Raw genomic sequence first — 20,505 nt, 5'->3', positions numbered from 1 at the left:
GATTCCCCCCTAGTTTACTGGATATGACACTTGTAACTGGTCAAATAGATATTTACCAGTTAATTTTTGCTCATAGCCAATGCCTTCAACATATACTCTCTGTATCATACATGGATAAGTGATTTCAACAGGCATTGCTGCTTCAAGTTCTTTCCATTGTGTCCAATCAATACTTTTTGCTAGAGGTACTTTAAACTCTTTACCTTTTGAATCGATGACAACAATTCCAACACCGTGATTTGAAGCTTCATATGCATATACCCAAAGTCCGATAAAATCTGCTTGCTTGTTGATCATAATTGGAGTTGAATCAAATACGATATTGGCTTCACTATAATCTCTGCCTGCTGCGAAGTCAATTGTGAGTTCTGCAGAATATCCACCAGCGACTTTTGTTTTACTTCTGCTAAGCATCCCTGAAATATCCGAATTATTCGCAACAAAGAAGTTGCTACCGTCTTCAAAACCGTAAATTTGTGTTTTAGGTCGATAATTCTCATAATCTACTTCAGTTGTTTCTTCATAAGGAAACTCTGGGAAAGTATCCGTCATTTCAGTAGCGACTTCAGTTGTTAACTCAAATCCAATGAAAGGAACAAATGGACCTGAAAGTAAATCTCTTGAGTTTACTTGTGCAGTTACTAATTTGTTAGCTGGTGACGCATATGCTGCTGTTGAAGGAATTGCATTAAACTCAAGTAATAGATGACCTTGTAATGGATAAATTTCAGATTCATCTACTACTTCTCCACCTGCGCCTCCAGTTCCCTTTATATTATTCGTCACGACCACTTCTCGAATTAATATCTTTCGAGTGTTATTTCGAACATTTCGAATATAGGCTAAAAGCGAATCATAATCACCTGAATACTCGACATTTGCTGTGTATTTAATTGAATCTGGTATTTGACTCAAATTATCCGAAAAATTCATTGTATCAAAACTGATTGAAAGACCTTCTGTGTATTGAGTAATCGTTGCTAACATATCTTCCTGACTGATTTCGGAATAATATCTGCCAGCAGTTTCTGATATGACTGCTTCTAGATCTTCAATATTACGATCTAAATTCTTTTCTGAAGCAATTTTCATTTGAATGGTCGTTTGAATCGCTTCTTTTTCAACTAATGTGGTTTCAAGTTCTTTAATTTTCTTTTCTTGAGGAACCATAACGAAAAAATAGAACGCTGCGAGTAACATTACGACTAAAAGAAAGGCTAACAAAATTTTGTCTTTTCTGCTAATTTTCATTGCTTGCCTCCTTCGTTACGATTGCTGTGACAGTGAATAAATAATTGCCATCCACTTCAGAAATATTTGGAATGAGTATATTATCTAAACCACCACTTTGATTAAGATTAAAGGCAAATTGCGCAATGTTGGCGTACTCTGTCGAATAGCCTTTCACTGTCATTGTGGACCCCAACATACTCACTTCAGACAAGAATGAGTTTTCTGGAAGTTGTGCATTCACTTGCTCAAATAACATATCATCAAGTAAATCTGAACTTTCAATTTCAGCTGTGACATTTACGAGACTTGTTAATGTTGCCTGCAAGCCTTCAAGGATTATTTGCTTATTCTCAACATCCGCTACTTTTTGAAGTGTTTTGCTTGAATTCAAATAATCATCAATGTCTTCAATATCTGCTTCTAATTCATTGGTCTTAGAGATTAAAATGATTTGATAAGTTGCTACTAGTGCAATTACAATCACTCCAAGTATGATGAATAAAACCAGATTCGATTTTGGTTTTGTTTGTATTTTCAGATACGGATCAAAAAAGTTAAAATCTCTCAAGTTCTTCCCCCCTACTTGCGAATCAATGCGCCAACAGCATTTACGTAAATTGGCAACTCATCGACTAATTTTTTTGTTGCAATTTCTATGCCGCTATAACTACTAACGATTTGCGTATCTATCTCAAATTTTTCTCTAAATATCATACTTAAATCTTTAAGCTGTGCGCCCCCACCTGTCAAATAAATCGTGTCGATAAAATGCTCAGGCCCTCTTGATGTATAGTACTTAAACACTTTATCTACTTCATTTAAACAGTCATCTAGACAACCTAAAATTTCTGTTGCTAATTCTAAATTTTGCTGATTTCCATCTGAATGACTCATCTCTTTCAAAGCAGACAATCTCGTCATTGTCTTTTTGTGAAAAATTTCTTCATTTGGTAAGTTTAAATGATTCATCATAATGCGATCAAAATCAGCTGCGCCCATCTTAAGAAGACGATTAAACTTATATTGACCTTTTTCAAAGATAGAAATGTCAATCAGTCTATGTCCAATTTCAACAAATGCAATTGTCTTAGTGCTTGCAATTGAATCAAGTCCAAATTCAACGAATTTTTCAAGTGAGTTGCTGTGTACGTCCATGTAGACTGGATTTAATCCACAGTCTGTAATAAAATCAAACAATGTTTTAACCACATCTTTTGGTATAGCTCCTAATAAAATCTTGAGTTTAATGGCATTATCTTCTTCAATCTCTTCAATTTCCTTATACTGCAAAATGTAATTTTCAATGTCTATAGGAAGATACTGACTGACTTCATAAGTAATGAGCTCTAGCTGGTCTTGATTATCCACTTTGGGTACTACCAAATCCCTCTTGATAATATCATGTCCTTCATAGGTAATAGCAACGTCTTTTTGTTTAATATGATGATCTCTAATCAACCCTTGAATAATCGTTTTAAGTGTCAATGGATCCTGGATGCGTCCATTTTCATACACGCCTTCAGGCAATTCTTTTTTGGCTAAAGCAGTTAATTTAATCCGATCTCCTGTTTTTTGCCCAGCAGCAATTTTGACACTATAACTCCCGATATCAATGGACAGCAAATTGGTATTAACAACACCACGTTTCTTTTTCATGAGCTTCCCCCTTACCCAATAAATTTGAACACCGAATCTTTATCAGTGACGTTTTCATTTAGAATTTCTCTTTCTATAAAGCCATTCTTATATAATCCAACTAAATAGTCATCCATAGTATGCATCCCACTTTTTTGTCCAGTTTGCATAAAACTATACAGTTGATGGATCTTGTTTTCACGAACTAAATTACGAATAGCAGGCGTTACTACTAGACTTTCAAGAGCTGCAATTCTTCCAAATCCACGCTTCCTCGGGAGCAATCTCTGAGAAAACACAGCCATAAGAGTATTGGCTAGCTGAATTCGTATCTGTTGTTGATGTGACCCTGGAAAAACATCGATGATTCTTTCTATGGTTTGATGCGCGTTGCGAGTATGAAGCGTCGCCAATACAAGATGTCCGGTTTCTGCTGCCGTGAGAGCAGTTGTGATAGTTTCAAGATCGCGCATCTCCCCTACCATGATAACATCTGGGTCTTGTCTTAAACCCGCTCTAAGTGCATCTGCAAAATTGTTGCAATCGCGACCTACTTCACGTTGTGTAATGATACTTTTATCATTTTTGTGAATATACTCAATTGGATCTTCAATTGTAAGGATATGACAATTCTTCTTTTTGTTAATTGAATCAATAATCGTCGCAATCGTCGTTGACTTTCCACACCCCGTAGGACCTGTTACTAGTACAAGACCTGAATTATACTCGGATACCTTTTCAATGTTTTCTGGTAAATCCAGCTCTTTAGCTGTTGGAATATGCTCACTAATGATTCGACATGCCAGACCAATTTTATCGCTATATCTAAAAACATTGATTCGATACACATTTTTCTGAGGAATTCGATACGCCATATCCACTTGCCCAAAATTCATAAGCACTGCATATTGTTCATCGGATAGGATTTCTTTTGCATAACTCAGATTATCATTTTCAGTTAATACGCGTTTGTCAAGTGGCTGCAGTTCACCGTCAATCCTTGCAATTGGAGGATTCCCCACTGCCAAATGGACATCAGATGCGCCTAGTTGGGCTGCTGAAACCAATATTTCTGTCATCGTCATATCGATACCTCAATTTTCTATCTTGATAAAACCTGTCGTTTAGTTCAAGTTCTGTGAACATTACATAATTACCCTATATGCTCAAAACATGCTTCTTTTGCTTGGTACTATTTAATTTTGAAATGATTAAACACGCTTATTTATGGCAAAATTCGCACATAATCAATTCCGAACGAGCCGCTATTAACATCTGTAGTTGGATCAATACGGAGTTGTGTTAATGTACCCGTCCAATACACATTTGAACCCATTAAAATGAGATAATCAGTATAGCCACTATTAGGCTTAATCTCAAAATCAACATGCTTAGCTTCATTCCAGCCAGTTGATTGTGTAGTTGTGAAATAAATCTGTGCCTTTGTTGAAGTGGTGTTATTTCTAAGTCTAAGCAATATATACTTATTGGCATCTACGTTTTGTGAAAAGATTGGCGAGGTCACAAATGGATCATTCCCTGATAATGTACCCGTTATAAATCCAGATGAAGCACCAAATCCAGACACATTTCCACCACTTGTCCAACTTTCTGTACTCGAATTAAAATTCCAAGTTTTAACTGGTGCCGTGAACCATTTTTTATTCATATACTGTTCAACAACAGCTCTTTCTGTATCTATAAGTGCTCTGTCAAATACAATTACTTCTGCGATATCGCCACTCAGGTGATCATTACTCCCTTCAGCTGAAGCTCCAATAACAACAGCTCTGTTTTGTACACCTGCATTACCGATATTATTGTGTGCAGTTTTTTCAACCCCATTCAACCAATACTGATGCATCGTACCAGTCCAAGTTGAAGAATGTATGTTGAAATTATTATTCCCAGTACTTCTATTAGTAGAATTACCTCTAATTGTATGTGTGAATAGAGTCGTATTCCCTAATCCAAAATTATACGTTGCACTAGTAGTCCAACCGTTAGATTTACTGATAAAGGTTGAATATTCAGTACTTCTAGTTGAAGCTTTTCCAACGATGAACATCGAAAACTGATTGGAACTGCCGCACAGTAGATTCTCCTTATCAATACCATTCAATAAAAACGCATCGTTGTTTAATGTTAAATACTCATCAGAATTTGGATTAAAGGTAATTGTCGGAAATCCATTTAGTCCCACATCGTTTCTACCTGGTTGATTGGAGCTATTTGTTTGATAAAAATGATTATTGTGTCCACTTTGATCATTCCATCGATTGATCCAAATACCACTTGAATACTCGAGACCTATTGAAGCGTCTAATTTTGCCACCATATCACTTGGCCATAAATACGGTTGAATAGCCGGAGGTAACGCTGTAACTGTAATCAAACACGTATCTGACTTTCTACCATCTCCTGATGTTGCAGTAATGGTCGCACTGCCTACAGAGATTGCAGTAACCAAACCGTTAGCATCTACGGTAGCGATATCTGGTCGATTGCTTTCCCAACTAACAGTCGTATGTGTCACATTAGCCGGTAGAACAGCCGCAGATAATGATTGTGTTTGACCCACATAAAGTGAAGCTGTCTCCGGCGTCAACGTTAGGCTTGTTGCGTACACTGTATCAACTGTATCAATTGTAAAGGTTCCTTTTGGATGATCATTACTCCAAATACTGATATAACCATATGTTTCAGATGCTATAGCACCCTTAATCAGTTCATTTCCACTAATTGAAGACGTACTGCTAATCGGATTTTCGAATTCCAAAATCATGATTTTCGAGTCCGTTGTTGAACGTGTTGCACTTACTAAGTTCCCTAAAGAAGCATTTGTTTGAATTAAATCTTTGTTCATAGTCTGTGAAATATTTGATTTAAATACGACTTCAACTTGTTTGTTGTTAGTACCAAAATAAGCTCGGTCAATCTCAATTCTAGGTGCTCTAATATAAACTGCATTACTTAGATCTTCTTTACCTATACGACCACTAATCGCATAGGGTGTTACAGAATAATACAAGTAGCGATTTCCGAAGCGATTAATAAGCGCTTCATTTGACAACGACAACCCCGTTACTACTTCACTAAATTTAAACCGTTCATAGTCCGTTCCAAGGGTAGTATCTGTTTGATTATTTGGTGTTATATGCAAGGTTTCTGATTCAGCATATGATACCAACCCTCTTGCAGCATTCCACTCTTTTATAACGGCATAATTATCTAAAGTCGCTATACTTGTAATATTTTGTTCTGATGAGACAAACCACTTATAGACACTCATCAGATGAATAAGCGGATCATCCACTTTGTATTTGCGATAATCTACATAAAAAACAGCTGGGTTTAAATTGCCTGATCCATCAAACATATTTATTTCTGCAGGAGTCGGTGATGTCCCTACAACAGTCATTAGGACATCTGGATTTCCAGCATGTCCATTTGCAATAATTTCAGGAACATCATAGGGGGTTGTTTCAGGCGGTTGAAATACTGTGATTTGACCATGTCCTGAAATATTCTCAGTTATTAAATGGCCGGTGACACTAACACCAAAGACTTGAATTGTTTGACTTCCAACACCTGTTGGTTCACTTCTCTTTTGTTCAAGAATTTTCTCTACATCCTGTTGAGATGCATATGAATCTATGACAAATTTCTCAGAGTCAACTAAGTGTCGAAAAGTAAACGCCATTGCAGGAATAAATATTGCTGCAATAATACCGAAAATTGCGATTGAAACAATTATTTCAACTAAGGTAAATCCACTTTGTGTATGTTTATTCACTTTCATGTTTTACCTCCTTTAGTTTGGTCCACCGATATGCCATAAGGCATCACTTATTTGAAATTTAATTTCTTCCAAAACTGCATTTAGTGCCGCACCTGTATCTGCTACGTAATACTTATAAGCGCCAGTTCCATTTGTTCCATCTGTAGCTTTTGTTGCATTTGCAATGGCTTGAAGTCCAGAAGAACTTGCACCACTCGTAAATCCGATAACAAAAGTGCGAACTTTGTAATCGGGAAAAGTCTCGGTATTGCCTGTACCTGGATATTTTAACGACCCGTTGAATTGATTTACAACCGTCTGAATGTAATCGTCGTTGCTAGCACCAATGGCTATTCCACCTGAATAATATGCGTTAGAGTATCCGGATGAATAATAACTGCCAATGTTTTGATCATTGGTAACATATGTTTTTCCCAAATCTCCATCATACGTATAATAAAAATTATTATAGTTGTTCCAGCCTGTATATCTAACTGCTAAACCATCATAAGTTGAATTATGCGCATATGGATTATCCCATTTATAATGCACTGCACCCGTTTGATCATAATAAGTAAATCTTACACGCCACCCACTATTCCATATCCAGTCCCAACGATTATACGTATACGTATTTGTTCCACTTGTATAAGTGTGTGCCAACGGTGCATTAAACGTATAGTTTCTAAAACTAATATACTGATGAATACTTTCTACATTGGTGTCTCCATCTACCAGTATAATCATAAAATTCTTTGTTATTTTGCTGGCATTTGTTGGATCGTTATTAAATGCTTCAATCGAACGTAATCCGCGTCTCATGCCATCACCTGTATTCGTACCACCATTAGCTGTCAAGTTTGTGATGATGCCACTCGTTCCAATAAATGTATTTACATTAGGTTGCAATTTAATCATTACATTCTTATTATCTCCAAGTGTACTGTTCGCATTATACGAAAATGGCGATACACTTAAAAAAATGTTTTCATTATCCGCTAATCCTTGGACCATTTTTGTAGCTTCCTGCTTTAATACGTTGAGTCTCGTACTTGCTCCTAAAGAGTAATCCATACTACCTGAACGGTCGATGACAAATGAAACTGAGGCTTGTGCAACTGCAACGTCAGTGAGTCTTGGATCTGAACGATATGCAAGCGTATTTGCCACATTTCCGTATGAACGATCAATGACCTGTAGGGTATTGACACTTTCAAGTTCGGAACTAACAGTTCTTGTTTTGCCATTGACATTTACGGCTAATGAAAACTTCAACAGTCGATCAACGTCCGGCGCATTATCTTTATCAAAAGTTAAATCAAAAGTTACTCCTGGTTCAGCTGTTGCAAGCACTCTTTGAACATGTTGCGTACCATCCCAAACCCACTCAACAAGTTGAGTTTTATTGGAATTGATCATTAAGTAGTTCCATTCATCCGAAAAATAGTCTGCTATGTTTGTTGAAGGCGTTGGATAATCTTTCGCCAATACAAAAACACCCGATGAATCTCTAATGATGTTATTAATTGTTTTGCTTACAATTCTTACATTATGCTGTATATCTGCTTCAACAATTACCATTTCATGGCTTTTATTTGCAAAAATGAACATGTTAAACCCCACGGCTAATACAGTTCCAATTAGTGCGATAACAACAATCAATTCAATTAAAGTAAATCCTTTTATTCTTGTCATTTAAATCACTCCTAATTATTTTTCCAAACTTTCTTGCTCACATCTGCAGGATCAAAATACATGATTCGAGTATATGTTTCTCCTGTATCGTTCATTGTAGCAATTGAAGTGATTTTTATCCAATCGACAAATCCGGAATCAGTTGATTTTATAGCACTCACATCAATTGTACCATTGCCTAAAGCGATATCGTTCTCTGTATAAGATGAAACTGTATTGTTTTTTAAACGATTCATTAATTCAAACGAATTATTAATTAAAGCAGCATATGCCATCTCAGCGCCTGAATATGCTAAATAGTACGTTTCAACATCTTCTTCTTGCGACTTTGCTTGATTTAAGTTGCCGACAAAAACAGCTTGAATAGCAGCAAGTAATATTCCGACTACCATTAAAATCATCAAAATAAATACTAAAGTACCGCCTTTAGACTCGTTTAAAAATATTTGAATCCTCTTATACTTGCTTAACATACGATTCAAAAGGACCTCCCGAATATTTGTGTTCAATCATATCTCGTGAATATGAACTTACATGGGTGAAATCTTTCTAACGTGAAATTTTCACTACATTATTACTCATTATTATATCCAAATAATCAATACTTACGCAGACTTTGCTTGAATTGTCATTGACAATCCAAAATAAAAAAGGCCGCAGTTTACAAACTGCAGCCGAACCGTCATAGATAACTCCTTAGACTTCAAACTTTGCGTCCTATTTTTTCAAATAGTTTGCCAAATATATAGTGTTGAATAGGCTGATATTGTAAGCCTTTTTAAATTGTTTATATATTCATTATTATATCGTATCCGTGTAAAATTGTCTACATGTTCTCATTTCAAGCTGTTCTTATTTTCATATTTTGCAATTTTAAAGACATTTACACTTCATTAATCTATGAGATGCAAATCCAATTCCTAATAAGATCCAAAATATCGGAGCTACAGAAACAACACTATCATTAAATATTGCAGCGATAAGATAACCAATTACAGCGGCAAAGATTCCCACTACATATGCATAGAAATCATTCATATTGGACTGACAACGTTGAGTAAAATTACATGTGTATAATTGCATAAACGTTTTTAAAATATAAGATAAAAACAAAATCAACATAGTGATCAGCGAAATTAATCCCGTATTAATAAGTAACTGTAAGTAATAGCTATGTGGCTTATCTACAACCATACTAAGGGTTCTAAAATAATTGGCTTTCCCCACAAAATCTTCTTGAGGAAAGTACATTCCAAACGTGTCTGGTCCTGTACCTAACCAAAGGTTATTCTTAATTAGCGGAAATGATCTCGACCATATATACCCACGACCCGACGCAAAAGTTTCTCTACCTTCAAATCCCCATTTTTCAGGTTCATATACACTTGTATGAAATTCGCCTAATTTTCCACCTAATTGTATAACATCCTCTTTAATATACCAATTGAGTTTTATGTTATCCAAAGTAGTAATAAGAATTGTTTTTTTTGACGAAACAATTTCTTGTACTTTTAGGGTTTCAGTATCATCAATATGAATTAAATACGAATCCTCGTTGATGTGTTCTTTCGCATATTGCACATTATTATCGTTGTAAAAATGAACATATCCCTTATTGACTGAAAAAGCAATTGTATAGTGATTGGTTTTTATTTTACCGAAATTATCATTTAATTCAAATGACTTAACCATTAAACGATCATCACTTGTCTTTTCAATGTCAGGGTTGAAACTCTTGATTTTTCCGAATAATGAACCATCTGAAAACGTGTTCATCATCAATGCGATACAAATCATTGGAATAATAATGAATATTTTAAATTTGTCACGACAAATTTGTTTTCTCATGAATAGAATTATAATTAACAACGCAATCATGCCACCTAGCATCCCCGCTCTAGATTTGCATCCAATCCACACAGCAAAAAACAACAACAACAGAACAGAAAATAATCCTGTTTTTAAGCGGCTTTTTATCCCGAAGTATAATGCTGTCGCTAGAGGAAATACCATCGCCATATAGCTTCCAACATAATTCGAATTGCCCATGGTTGCAATAATTTCTTTTCCCACATTAACAATGGTTTTTGAATCAGCAATATAATGATATTGAAAAGGATAAATTAATCGTCTGCCAATCCATGTATTTAAATAATCTTTACCAAAAAACTGAAAAAATCCAAGTAAACAGATCATAAAGGCTGAAATCAATAAAGATCCTATAATGATTTTAATCGCTTTTTCAGAAGTCACTTGCTGATAGGCTAAAACAAACATAATCAAATAGGATATAAGAACAAGAATACCTTCGCCATGGTGAACATATCCATGCAATGAAATAAACGAATAATCAGATAACAGGCTAGAAACAATCATTGTTAAGCCAACCAACACAACCCATATCAGCGCAGAATCCCAAACTAAATGAAACCGATCAAAAACAACTCTTAGCAAAAGTAAAATGGTACCAACAACAGAGAGTGTTATGATAAATAATGATTTGTAATACGAAAAATAATCATTTTCAATATATGCACCCGTCCAACATTCAAACCACTCTCCCTCTAGTATAATTACGCGAAATCTCAAAATAAGTGGAACAACCGCGATTAATAATATTAGTGGCATGATGTAAATTATTTCTTTTGCATTTTGCTCATTAATTTTTTTCATAATCACCTTTCAACACAACGACAGATAAAAGGATTGCAAGTACTTAATACATGCAATCCTTGGATCATTAATAATAGTCTGTTGTTATCATTAATAGAATACGATTAATTAGTTTTTAACTGCTGCTGCTGTTCCATTTGTGTAGGTTACAGTATATCCTTTAACAGTATACACAAAACTATCTGCGTCTGTTACTGTTAAAGCAGTTCCGTTTAAAGGACCTGTTAAATCAAGTAAAGATGTAGATGTCAAACCAATTCCTGAAACAGATCCATTACTTGCTTGTAATGCTACTAATGATGTGTAAATAGTTTTAGCTTCTGCTAATGCAGCTTTTTCATTAGCATTATCTGTAAATCCACCCAATCTTGGAATAGCGATTGCAGCTAAAATACCTAAGATTACGATAACTACGATTAACTCGATAAGAGTAAATCCGCCTGCTCTTTTCTTTTTCAATGCTTTCATCATGTGTTTCTTCCTCCTTAACATTTATGTTTTATTAGGCTTTCGCCCTATATGTTTAATGCTATTTCTTTACTATTTCACTGTTTTGAGCATGTCAAACATTGGCAACAGCATAGAAATAACAATAAAACCAACCACTACCGCCATGACGATGATCATCAATGGCTCCAGCATACTGATCATCTTTGAAATCGCTGCATCCAGCTCTTCATCGTAATAGTCTGCCGTCTTATCAAGCATTTCCTCAAGCGAACCAGATTCTTCACCGATGCTTACCATGGAAATCACCATCGGCGGAAAGACGCCTACTTTTTTTAGAAGCGAACTGAGCGCTATCCCTTTTTTCATATCTTCAGTAACTACTGCAATGCCATCGATTACCACTTGATTACCCGTGACATTTCCAGAGGTTTCAAGCGCTTGGATGATAGGGATTCCACTTGCCAATAGTGTCGACATGGTTCGTGTAAATCGAGATGTTGCAATTTTGGCAATTTGCACTTTCATGACGGGTATGCTGAGTTTCACTCTGTCGAAAAATCGTCTCCCACCAACTGTACGCTTAACTTGCTTTATACCCATAATAATGGCGATGATACCTGCTAAAAATAAATACCAATACACTTTTATCGCATCACTGAGTCCCATTAAAAATCGAGTTGGACCAGGTAATTCGGTCCCAGAAGCTGTAAACATCTCAGTAAATCTTGGCAAGATAAACGTCAACATAAAAATAACAACACCTACAACTAATATACTTAAAATCATCGGGTACATCATCGCCCCTTTGATTTTACTATTGATTTTATTTTCTTTCGTGTAATGTTCTGACATTTTCATGAGAACATTGTCCAAATTACCTGTTAACTCCCCTGCTTCGACCATGTTTACAAGCAGTGAAGGAAATATTTTAGGATGTTGCCTCATGGCTACAGAGAGAATATCTCCTTTTTGTACTTGAGTGGCCATTTTTTTGATTACCCCTGCAAGCCGTTTATTATCTGTCTGTGCACTCAAAACATCCAGACACGTTAGTAGCGGCATCCCTGCATTGAGCATGGTATGAAGCTGTTTACAGAACATAGCGATATCATTGACTTTTACGCGTTTCTGAAAGATTTCAAGTTGTGAAATATCCTGTCCTTTTTCTTCTTCAATCGTAATCGACACCGGTCGATGACCCTTTGCTCGAATCATACGCATAGTTTCATCGCGAGATTCTGAACGATAGACGGTTTCAATGACATGTCCCTTCAAATCTATTTCTTTACATCTATAAACATGTACCATGTTAGCCCCCCAATTTACATATAGCCAATTTGTTTCATGACCATATCTAAGTCTACTGCGTACTTACGCAATGTTTGTTGATCAATTTGATGTTTTTTGTATAAGTCAATCAATGAGGCATCCATTGTAATCATCCCCTGATTTATACCTGTTTGTATCACTGTTTGCATTTGATGCGTTTTGCCTTCGCGGATCAGATTTCGAATCGCGGTATTGGCAACCATGATCTCAAAAGCAACGACACGTCCCGTGCCATCTGCCTTTGGTAATATTTGCTGCGATATAACCGCTTCGAGTACAGATGCCAATTGAATACGCACTTGTTGCTGTTGATGAGGTGGAAATACATCGATCACGCGGTCAATGGTTTTAGCTGCACCGATCGTATGGAGTGTTGACAATACTAAGTGACCTGTTTCTGCAGCAGTAATCGCTGTGGATATCGTTTCTAAGTCTCGCATCTCTCCAACGAGTATAATGTCAGGATCTTGTCTCAAAGCCGCCCTTAATGCATTTGCAAACGTCCTTGAATCATTTCCGATCTCACGTTGATTGATGATGCTCTTATCATGTTTATGAAGATACTCAATGGGATCTTCAATGGTCATGATATGTTCATTTCTTTCATGATTCATATAGTCAATCATAGAGGCTAACGTCGTGGATTTACCGCTACCTGTTGGTCCAGTCACCAGAATTAGACCACGCTGTTTTCCTGCAAGTTCTTTAAGTACTTGCGGTAATTTCAATTGTTCCATAGTTGGAATACTCAATGCGACAACACGAAGAGCAATACTGTAACTACCACGTTGTTTATAAGCATTGACCCTAAAACGACCCAAACTTGGATATGAATAAGAAAAATCGAGTTCGCCTCTTTTTTCTAAATCATCGGCTTGTTCTGCAGTCAATATTTCTCGAACAATCCGGTACGTATCGTCCGGCATCAACCTTTGCTCTGTCATGCGAATTAAGCTTCCGTTAACCCGCATAATTGGAGGCGATGCAACTGTGATATGAACGTCAGATGCTTTATGCTCTATGGCGATTTCAAGATATTTGTGTAATTCCATACACCCTCCATTTTAATTGGACTCAACAATTATTAATAGATTTCAAGTGTTGATAGATTTCAACTATGATGCAGTTTAGTCACATATTCTCATTATTCATCAAAGCTAAATGTCATTCTGTTCATCTCATCAAGAGTCGTAACGCCCTTTTTCACAAGTTCTCTACAAGTTGCGTTTAAGGTTGTCAGTCCTTTTTCAACCGCTCTTTTTTTGATGTCGTCAATACTTTGACTTGTACTGATGAGATTTCTAATTTCTCTGTCCACTACAAGCACTTCATGTATCGCAGTTCTTCCAGAATATCCGGTATGATTACACGAATTACAGCCTGTTCCTACAAATATCTCTAGTTCTGTATCATGTGGCAAACTTAACAAATCCAACTCGTCATAGCTTGCTAAATGCCCCACTTTACATTTATTACATACCTTCTTTACAAGACGCTGAGCGATAATGCCCACCACAGACGAACTCACCAAGTAGTTTTCAATGCCCATATCCTCAAGTCTTGAAATGGTGCTAACCGTATCATTTGTATGGATAGTGGACAGTACAATATGTCCTGTTATAGCGGCTCTTACTGCAATTTCAGCAGTTTCTGCATCACGAATTTCTCCTACCATGATAATATCTGGATCTTGTCGTAATATGGATCTTAATCCACTTGCAAAAGTGAGACCTGCTTTCACGTTTACTTGCACTTGATTAATGCCTTCTAATCGATATTCAACAGGGTCTTCAACCGTAATGATGTTTTTAGTTTCTTTATTTAGCTCTTTTAAAAGTGAATACAAGGTTGTGGTCTTTCCGCTTCCAGTTGGACCTGTTACCAAGATAATTCCCTCAGGAACTTTCATGATTTTTTCAAGCATGTCTAAATTATGATCTGTAAAACCGAGATCTTCTTTTTGAACCACTAAACTATTACGATCAAGTAAACGAATAACGATTTTCTCACCATACACAGTTGGTAAAATTGAGATCCGCATATCAATTGGAATGCCTTCGATAATCGTTTCTACACGCCCGTCTTGAGGAATTCTCTTTTCAGAGATATTCATTTTTCCTAATATTTTGATTCTCGTTACAATTGCAGAGTGTGTCGCTTTAGCAGGAGTCATCATTTCTCGAAGCTCACCATCTATACGATACCGAATACGGACTGTTCTCTCATAAGGTTCAATATGAATATCACTTGCTTTGCTCTTAACCGCTTGCGAAATGATTGTATTCACCAATCGAACCATCGGTGAATTGGTAACATCCGCGTCTTCAGTTTCTTCATCTTCTTCAGTAAATCCAATTTGTGATTTAAAGTCTTCAACTGCCTTTTCTGCTTTTTCAGAGGCATCGTAATAGCGATTAATGGCTTTTGCAATATCCGATTGTGAACAGATTACAGGATTAATATCCATCGCAGTAATCAAGCGAATATCGTCCTTTGCAATCATATCAAGTGGATCAACCATGGCAATGGTAATCACATTATTTTCTAATCGAATCGGAATGACCATGTGCTTACGTGCTAGACTTTCACTAATTAATTTAGGCACTTTCGGATCTATATAAATATTGTTAATGTCTACATAGGGGATTTGATACTGTTCCTCCAACACCTTAAACAATTGATCTTCAGTAATCCAACCTTGTGTAATCAGTGTAACACCTAGCTTTTGACCAGTTGATTTTTGCAAATCTAACGCTTTAAATAATTTATCTTCATCGATGACACCATTTTTCACTAAAATGTCACCAAGACGCATTTTTTGAGCTGCCATCGAATGTACTCCTATTCTTACTTCGAAATTATTACGTTTTCTCAATATTTATTATACACTTATACTAGGCATCTGCTCAAGCCTTTAAATGGCTTGTCATTGACAATATACCCAAATAAAATAAAAAAACTGCAGTTTAAAAAAACTGCAGTTGAACGATCATAGCATTATGCCTTAGACTTCTAACTTTGCGTCCTGTATTTTCATACAGTTTGCCGATATTTTCATTATAAATCTATCAACATTATACATGTATTTCGTGAAATTGTAAACGTTTAATTCATGTAAATTATCCAGTTACAATTGCTAGCAACTCTGTACCATATAAAATTGTGATTAAGCACGAAACAACAATGAAAGGAGCAAACGGAATTGTCTCCATTTTGTCTTTCTTCAAACCAATCAGCCAATAAATTCCAAAAAATCCACCCAATACAAAAGATAACCATATGACCATAAGAGCAAACTTCCAACCTAGAAAAAGACCTATGGGTGCAAACACTTTGATATCCCCCATTCCAATTCCAGAACGCTTTGCAATGACAAATGACAACAGTGCAATAAGTATCATGACGCCAACCGGTACAAGTGCTGCTAAAAGCGGCGTTAACCAACTTGTCACATGATAGATTGAGTACAAATGGATATAGCTCATAACAACTGGAATCGTCCCTACAATTAACCCAAAGATGACAATAGAATTTGGAATCATCTTATGATCATAATCTATAAAAAATATAACCGTCAACAACGCAATAAAAATCCACAAAATCAACGTGTCATAACTCAAACCAAACTTGATGTAAATCGCTAAAAACAATAGACCTTCTAGTAATTCCACAAATGGATATCGAAATGAAATCTTTGATTGGCAGGTTCTGCATTTGCCACGCAAAAAAATCCAGCTAAATAAAGGGATCATATCAATTGCTGTTAATACTTTACCACAGCTTCCACATCGAGACCTTGGTTTTACGATACTTAAACCTACTGGAATTCGATAAATACAAACATTTAAAAAGGACCCTATAATCATGCCAAATAAAGTGACCAAGGACATCAAATATATCGTCAAAACAACCTCCTACAGGATTCTACACATTTTGAACTAACGGTAACTGAACAATTCAAGTTTAACATATTTAAGTTAACAAATTTAAGCTTTACAATTTCAATCATTTATATCACCATCATAACATAATACGATAGAAAGAAACAATGCTTCACTCCAATTTATTATTTGTTCATTTTCGCATTCAAAGCAACAGATTCACAACAGTTGATCCATAACAGTTGATTCACAACAGTTGATTCATAACAGTTGATTCATAACAGTTGATTCATAACAATAGATTTAATTCTTTATTAATAAATTTTATGTTCATTTTTCATTTCATTGGGGTATACTAATAAAAGTACAAGCAAAAGTTGACATACGTATTTTGCGACTGTCATATTTAGAAGTGAATTAAGGAGAAAGCGATGGAAGATTTTAGTCGCTTGGACGAACTGTCCAAGATTATGGCAAATAGAGCTTACATGATCAACAAAAGAAAAAAATTGGTAGACGAGCTTGCGAAGCTTTCTCAAGAAGAAATTCGTTTGCAATCTAGCCTAAAAAAAGAGACCGAAGACTATCATGCTATGGAGAAACTTTCCATAAAAAAACTCATCGCACTGTTTTCAAATCATTACGAAGAAATGCTGGATCGAGAGTTTAGAGAAATGAAAATGGCACAATATAAGTACGATAATTTGCTCGAAACGCTCACACAATATCAAGTAGAAATCAAAGGTATTACAGATGCCTTAAAAAAGACAGAATATCTTGAACAAGAGTACACAACCTTATTAAATGCAAAAATTGCTTGGGTCAATCAGCAAGGAAATCAAGAAATTATGGATTTCGATCAAAAGATACGCAATTGCGAAAGTAAGAAAAAGGAAATTGAAGAAGCCATACAAGCATCTAAAAAGCTCATTTCAGTCTTAAGAAGCACCGCAGAAGAGCTCTCAACTTCAAAAGGTTGGGGAACGTGGGATATCTTTGGAGGAGGCATGTTGACTAGCCTCGTAAAACACGATCATCTCAATCGAGCTTCACAACTTATCAAAGATTCACAAGATAAAGCAAACGCGCTGACTCAAGAACTTTCAGACTTAAACTACTATTTTGATTTTGATCTTTTGGATTTAGACTCACTTACAGTTGCATTTGATACTTTTTTTGATAATATCTTCTCAGATTTATCTGTCCAATCTCAAATTGCTAAGGCAAGCGATAATATTCATCTTAATCTTGAAAAAGCTGAGAGACTGCTTGAAAAGTTAGAAGTATTATTAGTTGAATGTCAAAGTACCATCCAAGAACTCACTCAAAAAAGAAATGAAGCCATCTTACGACTATAAGATGGCTTTTTTCATTCTTTATGTTAAAGTTTGAAATATTATAGTGTGAAATACTAATTTAACTGTTTACTACATAATCTCCTACAAATTGCGATTCACCGTTAAATAGCATTTAGCAGCGCTTGTCACAGTGCTATGCATAGTTTCCAAATAGCTATTTTCAGTGATATTAAGGGCCATTACAGCTTCATATTGTGCTTTGAGTTCTTCACAATTGTCACAGTTATTCTCAAGTGTCTTTTGAAGGGTTTTGAGTAAATTTCTAAATGCTTTTAACATCTCTAAATCAGCCATCCCTACATCATGTCTCATACGATACATAATCACATCTAAAAAATAATGTGTAAAATCTCTTAATTCAGAAAGCATGCACTTATATCGTTCATAAGATCCATCATTCTTTTTAACACGCTTAATTTCAGTTACATAACTCGTAATTTGATCAATATCACCAAATAAACTGGTAATATTGCTCTTTAATGCAACTAAATCTCCACTTTTTTCTTCTCGTAAGTACGTATCCAAATTTTGGTCAAGACTTTCTACAATATAAATAACACGTTTTCTCAACATGCGATTATGAAATATAAGTGAAAATAAATAATTATATAAAATAGCAACACCAATACCTGAACCTAGCGCTAACAATCTCAATCTAAGCGTAATCCACATACTCGGATTGCCAAGGGCATCTAATTGAATATATTGAGTCATATAAATTGCTGTAAAAATTGCAACAGGCGATACAAATCTCCAATTATGTTTAAGTGCAAAATACATCGTTGCTGCTACGCCTAGAGGAATTGTAATCACATTGACGCCAAATAAAGCAACAAGTGCCGCTGTCACTACTCCACCTAAGATTGAAAACTTAATCTGGTCAAATCCAGCCTTGATCCCGATAATATTTACAGGTTCCAGCGTCAACATCATACCAAACAATAGCGATATCATATCTTTTCCCATAATCGGATGATTATGAAACAATATGTACGCGGTAAAAACGCTTAAAAACCCTTTCAACACGTATAAATACGAATCAAAAAGCATCGCTTGTCGGCTCAATTTGATCTTATCAAACAAAAATCTCATTATTTACGTACTCCTCTGAATTTTCTCTTCACAGTGGTATATATTTTAATTCCATTTGAAGCAATGCGAATTAAAGGTTTCATGTACGGTTTTTCCATATCTTTTGCGACTTCATTTAATCGATTAGGAATATCAATGGACTGTGGACAATGTTCTAAACACTTGCCACAACGTTTACATAGCGAAGCGTAGCTCGCTTTACCATTCATGCCTCCCATTTGCATCCAATAAAACGTTCCTACTTTTTGATTCAATAAATACTTAGAGTTATATAAATCAAAACATCTAGGAATATCAACGCCAAAAGGACACGGTAAGCAATACTGGCAACCTGTACACGGCACTTTTTGAAGTTCTAAGTAGATACGTCTCGCTTCACTCAAAGCTTCAAGTTCTTCATTCGAAAGACTTTCAGGCATCATACCATTTGCATAACGTATATTCTGCTCGATATGAGCATCCTCCGTCATTCCAGATAAAACCATGGTCACTTCTTTATGGTTCCAAATCCATTTAAGTGCCCATTCCGCTGGTGTCCATTCAGGCTGAGTCTCTTGATAACGCAGACGCACCTTTTCAGGCAACTTGTTCGCTAAAGTCCCTCCGCGTAAGGGTTCCATGACAAACACTGCAATATTTTTCGAAGCAGCATACTCCAAACCTTCTTTACCCGCTTGATTATACTCATCTAAAATATTGTATTGAATCTGACAAAAATCCCATGGATACGCGTCGATAACCGACTTAAATAGCGTGCGATCTCCATGAAAGGAAAATCCCACATGACGCACTTTTCCAGTACGTTTAACCTTATCCAAAAATTCAAAAATATTGAGTTTTAAAAACTTTTCCCAATTTTCTTCATTTAAGGCATGTAACAAATAGTAATCGATAACCTCAACTTGTAATCGATTGAGTTGTTCATTGAATATGACATCAAAATCACTTGAATTATGGACGAGCCACGGAGGCATTTTGGTCGCAATATTCACTTTCTCACGATACCCATCTTTCAGAGCACGTCCGATAAAAGTTTCGCTTTGACCACCATGATAAAAATAAGCTGTATCTACATAATTCACACCCTGATCAATGGCTGATCTTAATTGCTTCAACGCTTTCTTTTCATCAATTCTTCCATTATTCGTAGGAAATCTCATGCCACCATATCCTAAAATAGAAAGTTTCTCACCAGATGAAGCAACTTGTCTGTACTCCATAACGCCTCCTATTTGAACATCTTAATCAATATCAAGCAAAAAATATATACCCCACAGAGAGATTTTATATTAACTTATTGATGTTCGCAATTTTTTTATAAATATTCTACAAATAAAAAATCAAGAGTAAATCCTAAACGACTCCTCTTGATTCATAA

Annotated in this window: 16 protein-coding genes and 2 riboswitches; of the genes, 1 reads left to right on the top strand and 15 read right to left on the bottom strand. The window is 35.8% G+C overall.

Annotated features, from left to right (window positions below; genetic code table 11):
- Window positions 1–9 precede the first annotated feature (9 nt).
- The 13 genes from ACZ41W_RS01210 to ACZ41W_RS01150 form a co-directional block, all read right to left on the bottom strand.
- Window positions 10–1,251 (bottom strand): hypothetical protein, encoded by a 1,242-nt coding sequence (locus ACZ41W_RS01210; RefSeq protein WP_464313072.1) that lies wholly within the window; start codon window positions 1,249–1,251, stop codon window positions 10–12.
- Window positions 1,241–1,801: a PilN domain-containing protein gene (locus ACZ41W_RS01205; protein WP_464313071.1), complete on the bottom strand. Its 561-nt coding sequence runs from the start codon at window positions 1,799–1,801 to the stop codon at window positions 1,241–1,243. The genes ACZ41W_RS01210 and ACZ41W_RS01205 overlap by 11 nt, the downstream gene beginning before the upstream one ends.
- A gap of 11 nt (window positions 1,802–1,812) precedes the next feature.
- The gene (gene pilM, locus ACZ41W_RS01200; RefSeq protein ID WP_464313070.1) at window positions 1,813–2,889 is read right to left on the bottom strand and encodes a type IV pilus assembly protein PilM; all 1,077 of its coding nucleotides are present in this window, start codon (window positions 2,887–2,889) and stop codon (window positions 1,813–1,815) included.
- Window positions 2,890–2,900: 11 nt separating this feature from the next.
- Entirely contained in the window at window positions 2,901–3,953 is a 1,053-nt protein-coding gene (locus ACZ41W_RS01195) for a type IV pilus twitching motility protein PilT (RefSeq protein WP_464313069.1), read from the bottom strand.
- A gap of 140 nt (window positions 3,954–4,093) precedes the next feature.
- Entirely contained in the window at window positions 4,094–6,670 is a 2,577-nt protein-coding gene (locus ACZ41W_RS01190; RefSeq protein ID WP_464313068.1) for an Ig-like domain-containing protein, read from the bottom strand.
- Window positions 6,671–6,682: 12 nt separating this feature from the next.
- The gene (locus tag ACZ41W_RS01185) at window positions 6,683–8,344 is read right to left on the bottom strand and encodes a prepilin-type N-terminal cleavage/methylation domain-containing protein (RefSeq protein ID WP_464313067.1); all 1,662 of its coding nucleotides are present in this window, start codon (window positions 8,342–8,344) and stop codon (window positions 6,683–6,685) included.
- Between the two features lie 11 nt (window positions 8,345–8,355).
- Entirely contained in the window at window positions 8,356–8,826 is a 471-nt protein-coding gene (locus ACZ41W_RS01180) for a hypothetical protein (protein ID WP_464313066.1), read from the bottom strand.
- Between the two features lie 184 nt (window positions 8,827–9,010).
- A riboswitch (cyclic di-GMP riboswitch) is annotated at window positions 9,011–9,093 on the bottom strand.
- A 124-nt stretch (window positions 9,094–9,217) separates the two neighbouring features.
- A complete protein-coding gene (locus ACZ41W_RS01175) occupies window positions 9,218–11,017 on the bottom strand; it encodes an O-antigen ligase family protein (RefSeq protein WP_464313065.1) in 1,800 nt (599 codons plus the stop codon).
- Window positions 11,018–11,125: 108 nt separating this feature from the next.
- On the bottom strand, window positions 11,126–11,488 hold the full coding sequence (locus ACZ41W_RS01170) for a type II secretion system protein (RefSeq protein WP_464313064.1): 363 nt from the start codon (window positions 11,486–11,488) through the stop codon (window positions 11,126–11,128).
- Between the two features lie 69 nt (window positions 11,489–11,557).
- Window positions 11,558–12,775: a type II secretion system F family protein gene (locus tag ACZ41W_RS01165; RefSeq protein WP_464313063.1), complete on the bottom strand. Its 1,218-nt coding sequence runs from the start codon at window positions 12,773–12,775 to the stop codon at window positions 11,558–11,560.
- Window positions 12,776–12,789: 14 nt separating this feature from the next.
- A complete protein-coding gene (locus ACZ41W_RS01160; protein WP_464313062.1) occupies window positions 12,790–13,848 on the bottom strand; it encodes a type IV pilus twitching motility protein PilT in 1,059 nt (352 codons plus the stop codon).
- 92 nt (window positions 13,849–13,940) lie between these two features.
- A complete protein-coding gene (locus ACZ41W_RS01155) occupies window positions 13,941–15,626 on the bottom strand; it encodes a GspE/PulE family protein (RefSeq protein WP_464313061.1) in 1,686 nt (561 codons plus the stop codon).
- Window positions 15,627–15,769: 143 nt separating this feature from the next.
- A riboswitch (cyclic di-GMP riboswitch) is annotated at window positions 15,770–15,853 on the bottom strand.
- Between the two features lie 62 nt (window positions 15,854–15,915).
- Window positions 15,916–16,701 (bottom strand): prepilin peptidase, encoded by a 786-nt coding sequence (locus tag ACZ41W_RS01150; RefSeq protein WP_464313060.1) that lies wholly within the window; start codon window positions 16,699–16,701, stop codon window positions 15,916–15,918.
- Window positions 16,702–17,108: 407 nt separating this feature from the next.
- Here ACZ41W_RS01150 and ACZ41W_RS01145 point away from each other — a divergent pair, with 407 nt between their 5' ends.
- The gene (locus ACZ41W_RS01145) at window positions 17,109–18,035 is read left to right on the top strand and encodes a hypothetical protein (protein ID WP_464313059.1); all 927 of its coding nucleotides are present in this window, start codon (window positions 17,109–17,111) and stop codon (window positions 18,033–18,035) included.
- An 81-nt stretch (window positions 18,036–18,116) separates the two neighbouring features.
- Here the strand turns inward: ACZ41W_RS01145 and ACZ41W_RS01140 are convergent, their stop codons facing one another.
- Together ACZ41W_RS01140 and ACZ41W_RS01135 are read right to left on the bottom strand one after the other, a co-directional pair.
- A complete protein-coding gene (locus ACZ41W_RS01140) occupies window positions 18,117–19,127 on the bottom strand; it encodes an aromatic acid exporter family protein (protein WP_464313058.1) in 1,011 nt (336 codons plus the stop codon).
- The gene (locus ACZ41W_RS01135) at window positions 19,127–20,347 is read right to left on the bottom strand and encodes an aldo/keto reductase (RefSeq protein ID WP_464313057.1); all 1,221 of its coding nucleotides are present in this window, start codon (window positions 20,345–20,347) and stop codon (window positions 19,127–19,129) included. The genes ACZ41W_RS01140 and ACZ41W_RS01135 overlap by 1 nt, the downstream gene beginning before the upstream one ends.
- Between the last annotated feature and the right edge of the window lie 158 nt (window positions 20,348–20,505).

It is taken from the genome of Fusibacter fontis (assembly GCF_055378735.1).
The sequence above is the reverse complement of the archived record's forward strand: the minus strand, read 5'-3'. Positions and strand labels throughout refer to the sequence as shown.

Bases quoted from the DNA above. Each gene is read 5' to 3' on its own strand.
- ACZ41W_RS01210 (WP_464313072.1), bottom strand. From the start codon at position 1,251: ATGAAAATTAGCAGAAAAGACAAAATTTTGTTAGCCTTTCTTTTAGTC.
- pilM (WP_464313070.1), bottom strand. From the start codon at position 2,889: ATGAAAAAGAAACGTGGTGTTGTTAATACCAATTTGCTGTCCATTGAT.
- ACZ41W_RS01195 (WP_464313069.1), bottom strand. From the start codon at position 3,953: ATGACGATGACAGAAATATTGGTTTCAGCAGCCCAACTAGGCGCATCT.
- ACZ41W_RS01190 (WP_464313068.1), bottom strand. From the start codon at position 6,670: ATGAAAGTGAATAAACATACACAAAGTGGATTTACCTTAGTTGAAATA.
- ACZ41W_RS01185 (WP_464313067.1), bottom strand. From the start codon at position 8,344: ATGACAAGAATAAAAGGATTTACTTTAATTGAATTGATTGTTGTTATC.
- ACZ41W_RS01175 (WP_464313065.1), bottom strand. From the start codon at position 11,017: ATGAAAAAAATTAATGAGCAAAATGCAAAAGAAATAATTTACATCATG.
- ACZ41W_RS01170 (WP_464313064.1), bottom strand. From the start codon at position 11,488: ATGATGAAAGCATTGAAAAAGAAAAGAGCAGGCGGATTTACTCTTATC.
- ACZ41W_RS01165 (WP_464313063.1), bottom strand. From the start codon at position 12,775: ATGGTACATGTTTATAGATGTAAAGAAATAGATTTGAAGGGACATGTC.
- ACZ41W_RS01160 (WP_464313062.1), bottom strand. From the start codon at position 13,848: ATGGAATTACACAAATATCTTGAAATCGCCATAGAGCATAAAGCATCT.
- ACZ41W_RS01155 (WP_464313061.1), bottom strand. From the start codon at position 15,626: ATGGCAGCTCAAAAAATGCGTCTTGGTGACATTTTAGTGAAAAATGGT.
- ACZ41W_RS01145 (WP_464313059.1), top strand. From the start codon at position 17,109: ATGGAAGATTTTAGTCGCTTGGACGAACTGTCCAAGATTATGGCAAAT.
- ACZ41W_RS01140 (WP_464313058.1), bottom strand. From the start codon at position 19,127: ATGAGATTTTTGTTTGATAAGATCAAATTGAGCCGACAAGCGATGCTT.
- ACZ41W_RS01135 (WP_464313057.1), bottom strand. From the start codon at position 20,347: ATGGAGTACAGACAAGTTGCTTCATCTGGTGAGAAACTTTCTATTTTA.